Genomic DNA, 10075 nt, shown 5'->3' on the forward strand with positions numbered 1-10075 from the left:
CTTTTACGAAAAAGTCACCTTTTATCGCCCTTAACTATCTTTGAGATGTAGAAACCATCTATCCATTTCAAAAGTTGAACTCCTAACTTTTCAAAATCAAAATTCATCTTTCCCTCAAATGGATCAACACAAATAGCCTCATCGTGATTTTGGATGAATTTTGAAATCACGCCATCCGTTTCCTCTTTTGTGACGGTGCAAACGGAATATATGATTTCGCCACCGTCAGAAAGATGTTCCCACAAATTTTCAAGCGTTTTTAACTGCATCTGAGCCTTTTCGGTGATGTCTTTTTCAGTCAATCTTAACAGCAAATCAGGGTGTTTCCCAATTGTACCTAAAGCCGTACATGGGGCATCAACAAGTATTTTATCAAATTTTTCATCTAATGTTGAATTGATGATATCTGTGTTGATCATTTTGGATGGGAATATCCTCATCCTTTTGAAATTATCCATCGCAATTGAAATTTTAGATCTGTTTATATCGTTGTAAGTGACTACCGCTTGTGGATTTATTTGAACAAGATGAGTTGTTTTTGTCCCGACACCTCCGAATGCATCTAAAATTTTCTCTTCACCTTTAGGATCTACCACGATTCCGACAAGTTGTGAAGATTCATCCTGAAAGGTGAAATCTCCATTTTCAAATTGCTCAAAACCGTCAAGATCGATACCTTCAGTGCACTTTATACCCCAAGGAGAAAAATGCGTTGGATAACTTTCTATATTTTGCTTGGTAAGATCTTGAATGATTTCGTCTCTTGATTTGTTAACAGCCCTCAAATAAATTTCATGAAATTCATTTTTTTCAAGAAAAATTGGGAAAATGTCGCCGAGATCTTTTTTCAGTTTATCGTAAAGCCATGGCGGTAATCCACTTTCAAAATGGGTTTTATCTGAAATTTCAGAAATTTTTCTGAGTACGGCGTTAACAAGCCCTTTGAATTTTGGTCTAGCAATACTTGTGTATTCATTTACAACCGCATATGATGGTATTTTCATTTCGATCAGTTCATACGTACCCATTCTGAGGATGTTTTTAAGATCTTTAGGCGTTTTTTTAGCATCTTTAAGAAAAGTATCGATGATTTTGTCTATTTCAAAGTAGTATCTAAGAGTCCCATAAACCAATCTTCTGACGAAAGCCCTATCCTGTTTTGTAAGATTTGAAGTTTTTTTCCATGCATTTCTTGGTATAAAAAAATTTGAGATCCCCTCGTTGAGGATCTCAAGTGCCACAATTCTTGCCTTCATCTTCTAACCATGTTAGATATAAGTATCAACCTTAGCAGTTGTAAAGCCGCCATTGCAACACTTGCAACATAGGTCATGGCTGCCGCACTTAAAACTTTGCGTGCCATTGTAACCTCTCCTTCAGGCATTGCCATTACATTCCTGAGCATCACAAGAGCCCTATGAGAAGCATCAAGTTCAACTGGCAGTGTGACAAGCGTAAATATAACGAAAAAGCTGAAAAGGATTATACCTATCTGCATCAAAAATGTGCTGTAAAAAATCAAACCTAAAAAGAATATGATCCACGAAAGGCTTGAACCTATATTGGCAGTTGGAACTATCGCGTCTCTTACTATCAAAGGCACGTAATGATGAGCGTGTTGTACGGCATGCCCAGTCTCGTGAGCGACAACGCCAAGTGCCGCTATCGAATTGCTTGAATAAGTAACGTCGGAAAGCCTTATAACCTTCGACCTTGGATCGTAATGGTCGGTTAACTGTCCTGGAATTCTCTCTATCTTTATGTTGTAAAGTCCATTTGCGTCAAGCAACATCCTCGCAATTTGGGATCCGCTAACGTTCAATGAGGATCTCACCTGCGAGTATCTTTTAAATGTAGTCGTAACTTTTGTTTGAGCCCATATGGCAAGCACTATCGCTGGAATCAAGATCACCATCGAAGCAAACCACAAAAACATCTTTTACATCACCTCACGCATATTATACAACTTTTAAGGCATTTTTTATCTTATCTTGCCAAACTTTTGATTATTATCAACTCTACTGTATCAGGAGACATCTGTCCATCAGGCAGTAAAGCGGAAGATCCGACTATGTCGGTTACAGCACGGGCATACTCGGCAGAATTTGAATCTATTTCCGAAGAAAGTACATCGGCAACTCGATTTACAAATCCGTCGTATTCTTTCTTGATATGTTCCCAACTTGATCCTTTTTCAGAATAGAAACGATTTTTTTCTCTTTCAATGAGCCTCAAAGATTGGCGATCGTTTCTCAAAAAATCTATGTAAGATCGCAGAAGAGATTTGGCTTTTTTGACGTATTTCCCGTCATTTTCTGAAACTCCAAAAACCTTATCTTCAAGTTTATGAAAGGCTTCATCCCATGCCGCTTTGAAAAGTTCACTTTTGCTTGGGAAATAATAATATATCAAAGGCTTTTTTACGTTGGCAATCTTGGCGATGTCTTCCATAGATACATCACCGTAAGACTTGGAAGAAAAAGCCTCTCTGGCAGCCTCAAGGATAATTTCTCTTATTCCGTTTGTTCTGATCGTCATTTAAACTACCTCTTCTCGACTTTGACCTATGAGTCAAAAAAATGATATCATATTTTATAAAAAAATTCAACTGTTATAATTGACAAAAGGAGTGTCATCTTGAAAAGAAAATCGTTCAAATTTGAAGTCGATAAAAGTTCATCTGACGAAATCATGGAATTACTTGCAAATTACGATTGCCAAAATTTTTATTCTGAATCGCGCCCCAATGACGACGAGGAAGTATTTCATCTTTTCTGCGATGAAGAAAAAGTCGATAAAATCATGAAAATTATTGTGGCAACATTCGAATTAGAATGGGTAGAAGACGAAGATTGGATCAAAAAGTGGTCTGAAAGTCTTAAAATAGTAAAAGTGGGAAATGAACTTTACGTTAATCCTAACCCGGACAAGTTTAAAGATCCTGAAAACGGAATAACCGTAAAGATTATACCGGGAATGGCCTTTGGAACGGGCGAACATGAAAGTACGAAGATCGCGATAAGATTTTTGCAAAAAGTTATGAAAAAGGGCTTAAGTGTTTGCGACGTTGGTTGTGGCAGCGGAATAATATCGGCCTTTGCCGTTAAACTTGGTGCAGAGAGAGTTTTGGCGTTAGATTCAGATCAGCTTGCAGTTCAACAATCTCTCGAAACGGCAGAATTGAACAACGTTGATTACGAAGTGAGAAAAAATGATTTGATGGAAGGCATCAATGAAAATTTTGATATCGTCGTGGCCAACATCTATTACGATGTGATAATCAAATTGATCGATCAACTCCCGAAAAACATCATATTCATAATATCAGGAATAGATAAAGGCCGTGAAAAAGATATGGAAAAAGCGTGTTTTAAACGTGGAATGAATCTCATCGATAAAGACTGTGAAGGAGAATGGTGCGGTTTCATTTTTTCTTGTTGAGGAGGTAAAAATATGAAAAGGTTTGCGGTTATCATTTTAATTTTGGGATTTACGATATCTGTTTTTGCGGACGGCAGTTTTAGAACTTTTATTTACCAAGGGCCCCAATGGATGACCTCTTATTCTCAGAAAATAGGAAATATCCTTTTACTCGAAACCCTTGGAACAACCGGTGTTGGTGGTGCAATCGGCTTTTCAAACACCACAATAGATAGACAGCAGGTTGGATTTTTAAATTTAATGGTTGGTAAAACAACTTATTCGGCCGCCATTGGAATTGACATCAGTCCATTGACTCCCGTCGGATATTTCGAATACGAAACGATGAGGACGATTGCCCCGATCTTTTACGATCTGGATCTTACGCTTGGAAATTACGGATTGCCAAATTTCGGAGTTGATTTTAACGGGAGGACTCAATTCGTGTTTTCAAATCTTTCTCTTTACGCTCAGACACATTTTTATCTTGTCTTTACATCTGATTTGCAGGATATGACGGACATAGAAATTGGGTATTCTCCAATCAAAGGATCTTTTCTTTCAACAACCGAAGTTGGGAATCTTTATTTCCTGACAGGAGGATTTGAATTTAAAAATCTCGGTTTTTCGATTGATCTTGGAGCCGGCTTTAACGCAAACGGTATAGGTCCCGGAATCGGAATTTCCGCAGCCCAGCAATCCCTTGAAAACAGTTGGACTATTAGATTCATGCCATCGAACTCGGGTCCCGCTGTTTATGCGATTTTTACAAGTCAAAGTGGAAGATTAACCGTTGGATACAACATGGGATCGGTGTATCTTTCAGTTGAAGACTGATATTTCTATCTACGTTCACGTGCCTTTCTGTTCGAGAAGGTGCATCTATTGCGATTTTACATCATACGTCAACGATAGATTTATATCCGATTATTTTGATGCAATTTATCATGAAATTGAAATTGTATCAAATCAATTGGGCGATGGGCACGTTTTTACCCTTTACTTTGGTGGTGGAACACCAAGTCATGTGCCAGTCAACTACATCTCAAATTTGGTTGATAAGATTCGTGTTAATTTTCGATACGATCCCGCAGAGATAACTTTTGAAATGAACCCGGAAGACGTAACCGTTGATCTTTGCCACGATCTCAAAGTAATTGGCGTTAATCGCGTAAGTCTTGGTTTGCAAAGCACATCGGATCAACTTTTAAAGGTCATAGGGCGGCCCTACAATCTTGAGACTTTTTTGAAAAAATACGAGATAACAAGGATGTATTTTGACAACATAAACGTTGATCTTATGTATAACCTTCCATTTGAGATATTGTCAGACGTTGAATCTGATTTAAAAATTGTCGAAAAGATAAGGCCAGATCATGTTTCCTTTTATGAACTCGAAGTCCACGAAGAGGTGCCTCTTTATCCGATGATCAAATCAGGTGCCGTTAAACTTCCATCGGAAGATGAATCTGAAAAAATGTACGAAGCGATAATTGAAAGTCTCGATAAACTCGGATACGAAAGATATGAACTCAGTTCATGGACAAGGGGAAAGCCATCTATTCACAACATAAATTACTGGGAAAACGGCGAATACATCGGATTTGGACTTTCGGCCGGTAGCCATCATGAAATGAGAAGATGGGTGAATACCTTTGATCTTGGAGAATACGTCCAAAAGTTGATCAAGGGTGAATTACCCCGTACTTACAATTCGATTAATTCTTTTAAAGCAGAACTCGCAGAAACATTTTTCATGGGATTAAGACTTAAAAAAGGTATAAATCTTGTCTCTTTGAAAGAAAGATTTGGAAACGAGGATGTGAATTTTTACATCAAAAAACTTGAAAAATTCTGCGGAGAATTTTTAGATTGTTCTAACGGGACGATTAAATTCACTCCCAGCGGAATGAAATTTTCGGCACTTGTACTTTCAGAATTAGTTTGAAATTTCAACCTGATTTTTTCCGTGCATTTTAGCCATGTAAAGTGCTTTATCGGCAACAGAAATGATGCCATTTGAAGTTAACGAATCAGATGGATATTCTGCTATACCTATGCTTATCGTCACTTTAACAGGTGGATTCCCTTCAGCCACCGAAAGGCGCAAGCGTTCGGCTATTGTTCTGGCTATCATCTTTTCTGTGCCTCTTAAAATTATGGTGAATTCATCTCCTCCGTACCTTGCCGCTATATCACCGCGCCTTATCGATAATTTTATTCTTTCTGCCAAATATTCTATTATCACATCGCCCGCCTGGTGGCCATAAGAATCGTTGACAAATTTGAAATCGTCTATATCCATCATGAGAAGAGAAAATTTTTCTTTTTCTTGAACAAGTTTATCGATTCTGTTGTAAAACTCCGTGTGGTTGTAAAGGCCGGTTTGCGGATCACGGATCGTTTTTTCCTGTAAAGTTTCAAACTCGCTTGAATTTTCAATTGCGACTCTCACTTGATCTGCAAATATCTCTAAAATTGTTATATCTTCCACTGAAGGCCTTTTCCCATTTTTTGGTTTATCCGGAGATATATACGCTATCATCTTCCCATTTTTATCGTAGATGGGAATCCATAAAAGATCTTTGTCTTTCCAACTTGTGCCATCAATTACATCGTATTTCCCAACGTAAACCATCTCATCCGGAAGATTTATGTCTGCTTCTTCCGGTATGAAATACGAATTTGAAACTTTAAACTCATCTCTCATGATGTTTTTAACAAAAGAAAGAGTTGGACAATTCGCTTGAAGTTTTTTAAAATCATCTTCGGTGATACCGGAATAAGCGATTCTTTCGATTGAATCGTCCGGCCTTACAAGGCTGACAAGTACATATTCCCATCCAAGATCGTCATGGATTATCGAAGCAACTCGCATCATCAAATCGACAAGAGAAATATTCGATTTCAAAAGTTCCGATACTTCAAGCACGCGTTTAAGTTCATTTACGTATTTTGAAAGTCTTACCTTTTCTTTTTCAAGTTCCATTCTGGATTTATTTTCAACCGAAAGCATGTAAGTGAGAAAAAACGGGAATAAAAGCGTGTAAACTGAAAAATATAATATCAAGTTATTGTCCAGATTCAAATAAAGCACGTATGCTGTCGGAATTACAAGCACGAATATGCCACTTTCAAGCAAGAGATATTTCAGGGCATCACGGAAATTTCTATATCTGTCCAAGTAGAAATAAAGGAAGAGATCTACAAGGATGAAATTCAATATTTTAAAAATCGCGAAAGCCACAATTAATCCATATATATTTACACCTAAGATTTGAATGGCAAGGCCAGCCACAGCGTAAGAAATGGCATATTGAGAACCACTGTAAATTCTTCTTGATAGGTCAATCTTTGTGTATTGAAACAAAGAGATAACGTAAGCGGCCATCGATGTAATGATAGGGCCAAAAACAACCAACATCGGAAAAAGAAAGAAAAAACTTGCTGAAATTGAAAATTTTCCGAACCTTATAACTCCAAAAGAATGAGCGAAATAAGCGGAAAGTATGAGGACAGTGAACAATGTGACACTTCTCACCAAAAAACTCCCCGATCCCCAAATAAGGATCAGGAAGTAAAATAAATTAAGAATCGTAAGAGAAAAAATTATGAATCTACTTTTTTCATTCATCTTGCAAAAGCGACTGAACCCATAGGATCCCACGGAGGTAGTTCGACAGGTTTTTCTTTCAAGACTTTTTTCATCGCTGCGGATAGATATTTTTCATCAACGGCAACTTCGTAAACGTACTGATCGAACCATGAATCGCTCATTAAAAAATATCCTTTATCGCCTAATTGATCTCCCCAACTATTTTCAACTTTCCATTTTGTAGGATTTCCGTCGTCATCGATGTCAACACCGGTAAAAACCATGGCATGGGTCATAAGGCTGTCTCCATAATCGAGCCTTGTCGCTTTGTCGAACAAAAATTTCGTACCGTAAAGACTTTCGAAATCGTAAATTTCCGTATCCAAGATACCCTTTTCTCTTTCCATCATCTTGCCAACATCAGCGGTAAACCAGACTAAATTGCCATCAAGGATCATTTTTTTTGCAAGCGCTTTGAATTCATCAAGTTTAAGGTTGAGATACTTTATTCCATTTCCTCCTATAACATTTCCAAGATATTGAACTGTGTAAGTTTTCATGAAATTTTTATCGGGCGTTGGACAATTTATAACGCTTACCATGCCGTCAATGGGCATTTCAACGAATTCTTTGTAAAATTCGACCGGCGTTATCCCTTCAATTCTATGGAAGTTACCATCTTTGTCTTTATACTCGTAATCAAATTTTTCTGGCGGTAAACCTATGTTTATCGATAAAATTCTGTGAATCTCTTCAAGTAATTCGGCTTTCTTTGATTGAATTTCTTTTGTCGTTTTACCTTTTTTAACCATTTCTCTTAAAACCATGGCATCTTCTCGAAGTTTCGTGTCAAGCAATCTGTTCATTGTAGCCGATTCACTTGTCTGAAAACTTTCATCCATTAACTCTTTTGGAAGTACCCCGTATTTTCCCACAAGATCTGTAAACATGCCCCATTGTCCGCCATCTTCAACTGGTTTCGAAAGAATCCACATGACGAGACGTCCGTTAAGATCTTCCTTCGCCGTTTCTATGATGCTTTCGAGAAAATAATTTGCCTTTTCAATCTTGTCGTAAAACATTTGATAACTTTGTGATAGTTCAAAATTATCAAGATTTAATTTGTTGGCGATACTTTCTCTTAGAAGATTCAATCCTGCGAACATCCAGCATCTTCCGCTTTTTTTCTGGTTCGTTATGCCTCTTGTTTTTATTTCGTTTGAAAATGTTCTGCTTAATCCCTGGGCATGAAGTCTGTTCATCGCAACGACGTTAAGCGATCCATGAGAGACGGCGTTCATTGCAACGATGTTTTTTTCGGATGACTCAAAGTCCTTTCTGAACTTTTGAAGATCTTTCATTTCGATTTTCAATTAATTCACATCCCTTCTATTTTCATTGTTTTAAGATCACTTGAAATTTTTAATTTTGCCTCTGTGACTTTTAACACTTCTTCAACGGTAAGACCGGGTGCGATTTCCTTTAACTCAAGGCCGTCTTGCGTTGGTTCGATAACCGCCATCTCCGTGACAATCAGGTTGATCTTTCTTATCGAAGTAAGTGGAAGTGTGCAACTTCTGACAATTTTGGGTTCTCCTTTTGAAGTATGAGTCATGGCTATTATAACCCTTTTTGCACCTGTAACGAGATCCATCGCACCTCCCATTCCCGGAATTATCTTTCCGGGTACCATCCAATTTGCAAGATGACCTTCTTCGTCGATCTGCAATCCTCCAAGCACTGTAACGTCAAGGTGGCCGCCTCTTATTATTCCAAATGACATTGCACTGTCAAAACATACTGCTCCCGGAATTGCGCTAACGTAATTCGCCCCTGCATTTGTCAGATCTGGATGCTCAAGACCTTCTTCGGGTATAGGCCCCATTCCTATTATGCCGTTTTCCGATTGAAAAAGTACTTTTACATTTTGCGGAATGTAATCCGCAACGAGTGTTGGTATACCTATGCCTAAATTCACAAGATCTCCATCCTTTAATTCCTGCGCTACTCTTTTTGCTATCAACACTTTCGCATCCATCTCGATCACCTTGCCCTCACGATGTAGTCCACGAAAATACCTGGCGTATGAATGTCGTCTGGCGGTATTGTTCCAATCGGCAAGATCTCGTCAACTTCGGCTATAACCGTTTTTGCTGCCATGGCCATTATGGGATTGAAATTTCTTGCCGTTAAAGAATAGACCAAATTGCCGTTGCAATCGGCTTTCTTTGCGTTTATTATCGCAAAATCGGCTTTTATCGGAAGTTCAAGCAAATACTCGGCATCGTTTATTTTAAAAATCTGCTTACCTTCTGCGACAACCGTCCCTATGCCTGTTGGAGTTAAAACACCGCCAAGACCAACTCCGCCAGCCCTTATCCTTTCTGCAAGCGTTCCCTGGGGGACAAGTTCAACATCGATGGCTTTTTCAATCATTTGCTTTTGAGTCTCTGGATTTGTTCCTATGTGAGACACGATAATCTTTTTTACGAGTTTGCTGACTACAAGTTTACCAATGCCACTGTTTGGAAAAGCCGTATCATTTCCGATCACCGTAAGGTTGGATTTTTTCTGTTTTATCATTTCATCTATCACAATCTGTGGGGTACCCACGCCCAAAAAGCCTCCTATCATGATCGTCGCACCATCTGGTATCATCTCAACTGCCTTTTCAACTTTGATAACATGCATAAGTGCTCTCCTCCTCTATTTTTAAAAAATTATATCACATATTTGACGGTTAACATTTATGAACTATTTAAGTTTAGAAATTCGAATCACTTTGGATCGGGTATTTGTCTTTCAGTGTCTGATCACCTAAAAGTTTCAATCTTCAAAAAAATTAACTACGGACTTTAAATTATCTTCAAAATTTGATCAACTTTGCCAAAATACATTGATTTGTCTGTTTATTAATGATTATCGAACAAAATCTCCTTTTTTGTTTAATTTGGTTGTTAAATCATATCAAAATATTGCTTGCATATTACTGATCACCGCCCGTATGATTCAACTTGTGATATATTTGCATTCAGCAACACATCCCAGACGTACATCTTC

At 38.0% G+C, this 10075-nt stretch carries 10 protein-coding genes; 3 read left to right on the forward strand and 7 right to left on the reverse strand.

What is annotated here, in order from left to right; genetic code table 11:
* Positions 1-14: 14 nt before the first annotated feature.
* From ACP5NR_RS02705 to ACP5NR_RS02715, 3 genes are read right to left on the reverse strand one after another with little or no spacing between them, the layout of a single operon-like run.
* Positions 15-1256 carry a transcription antitermination factor NusB gene (locus ACP5NR_RS02705; protein WP_428004540.1) on the reverse strand — a complete coding sequence of 414 codons (1242 nt, stop codon included), beginning with the start codon at positions 1254-1256 and terminating at the stop codon, positions 15-17.
* Positions 1253-1936 (reverse strand): zinc metallopeptidase, encoded by a 684-nt coding sequence (locus tag ACP5NR_RS02710; protein ID WP_428004539.1) that lies wholly within the window; start codon positions 1934-1936, stop codon positions 1253-1255. Before ACP5NR_RS02710 ends, ACP5NR_RS02705 begins: the two co-directional genes overlap by 4 nt.
* A 50-nt stretch (positions 1937-1986) precedes the next feature.
* Positions 1987-2538, reverse strand: coding sequence for a TetR/AcrR family transcriptional regulator (locus tag ACP5NR_RS02715; RefSeq protein WP_428004538.1), 552 nt, complete (start codon positions 2536-2538; stop codon positions 1987-1989).
* A 99-nt stretch (positions 2539-2637) separates the two neighbouring features.
* Here ACP5NR_RS02715 and ACP5NR_RS02720 point away from each other — a divergent pair, with 99 nt between their 5' ends.
* The 3 genes from ACP5NR_RS02720 to hemW are packed head-to-tail and all read left to right on the forward strand — an operon-like array spanning position 2638 to position 5368.
* Complete coding sequence (locus ACP5NR_RS02720) at positions 2638-3441, forward strand: 50S ribosomal protein L11 methyltransferase (RefSeq protein ID WP_428004537.1); 804 nt, start codon at positions 2638-2640, stop codon at positions 3439-3441.
* A 12-nt stretch (positions 3442-3453) separates the two neighbouring features.
* Positions 3454-4257: a hypothetical protein gene (locus tag ACP5NR_RS02725; RefSeq protein ID WP_428004536.1), complete on the forward strand. Its 804-nt coding sequence runs from the start codon at positions 3454-3456 to the stop codon at positions 4255-4257.
* Positions 4247-5368: a radical SAM family heme chaperone HemW gene (hemW, locus tag ACP5NR_RS02730; protein WP_428004535.1), complete on the forward strand. Its 1122-nt coding sequence runs from the start codon at positions 4247-4249 to the stop codon at positions 5366-5368. The genes ACP5NR_RS02725 and hemW overlap by 11 nt, the downstream gene beginning before the upstream one ends.
* On the opposite strand, the gene ACP5NR_RS02735 is transcribed toward hemW, so the two are convergent.
* The 4 genes from ACP5NR_RS02735 to ACP5NR_RS02750 all read right to left on the reverse strand — a co-directional run bounded on the left by ACP5NR_RS02735 (position 5360) and on the right by ACP5NR_RS02750 (position 9706).
* Positions 5360-6961 carry a GGDEF domain-containing protein gene (locus ACP5NR_RS02735; protein ID WP_428005901.1) on the reverse strand — a complete coding sequence of 534 codons (1602 nt, stop codon included), beginning with the start codon at positions 6959-6961 and terminating at the stop codon, positions 5360-5362. The two genes, hemW and ACP5NR_RS02735, sit on opposite strands and share 9 nt — an antisense overlap.
* Positions 6962-7050: 89 nt before the next feature.
* Entirely contained in the window at positions 7051-8388 is a 1338-nt protein-coding gene (locus ACP5NR_RS02740) for a C1 family peptidase (RefSeq protein ID WP_428005902.1), read from the reverse strand.
* A 5-nt stretch (positions 8389-8393) separates the two neighbouring features.
* Positions 8394-9053 (reverse strand): 3-oxoacid CoA-transferase subunit B, encoded by a 660-nt coding sequence (locus ACP5NR_RS02745; RefSeq protein ID WP_428004590.1) that lies wholly within the window; start codon positions 9051-9053, stop codon positions 8394-8396.
* A gap of 5 nt (positions 9054-9058) precedes the next feature.
* Positions 9059-9706 (reverse strand): CoA transferase subunit A, encoded by a 648-nt coding sequence (locus ACP5NR_RS02750; protein WP_428004532.1) that lies wholly within the window; start codon positions 9704-9706, stop codon positions 9059-9061.
* Between the last annotated feature and the right edge of the window lie 369 nt (positions 9707-10075).

It is taken from the genome of Athalassotoga sp. (assembly GCF_049965695.1).
Classification (GTDB): Bacteria; Thermotogota; Thermotogae; order Mesoaciditogales; family Mesoaciditogaceae; genus Athalassotoga.

Bases quoted from the DNA above. Each gene is read 5' to 3' on its own strand.
- ACP5NR_RS02705 (WP_428004540.1), bottom strand. From the start codon at position 1,256: ATGAAGGCAAGAATTGTGGCACTTGAGATCCTCAACGAGGGGATCTCA.
- ACP5NR_RS02710 (WP_428004539.1), bottom strand. From the start codon at position 1,936: ATGTTTTTGTGGTTTGCTTCGATGGTGATCTTGATTCCAGCGATAGTG.
- ACP5NR_RS02715 (WP_428004538.1), bottom strand. From the start codon at position 2,538: ATGACGATCAGAACAAACGGAATAAGAGAAATTATCCTTGAGGCTGCC.
- ACP5NR_RS02725 (WP_428004536.1), top strand. From the start codon at position 3,454: ATGAAAAGGTTTGCGGTTATCATTTTAATTTTGGGATTTACGATATCT.
- ACP5NR_RS02745 (WP_428004590.1), bottom strand. From the start codon at position 9,053: ATGGATGCGAAAGTGTTGATAGCAAAAAGAGTAGCGCAGGAATTAAAG.
- ACP5NR_RS02750 (WP_428004532.1), bottom strand. From the start codon at position 9,706: ATGCATGTTATCAAAGTTGAAAAGGCAGTTGAGATGATACCAGATGGT.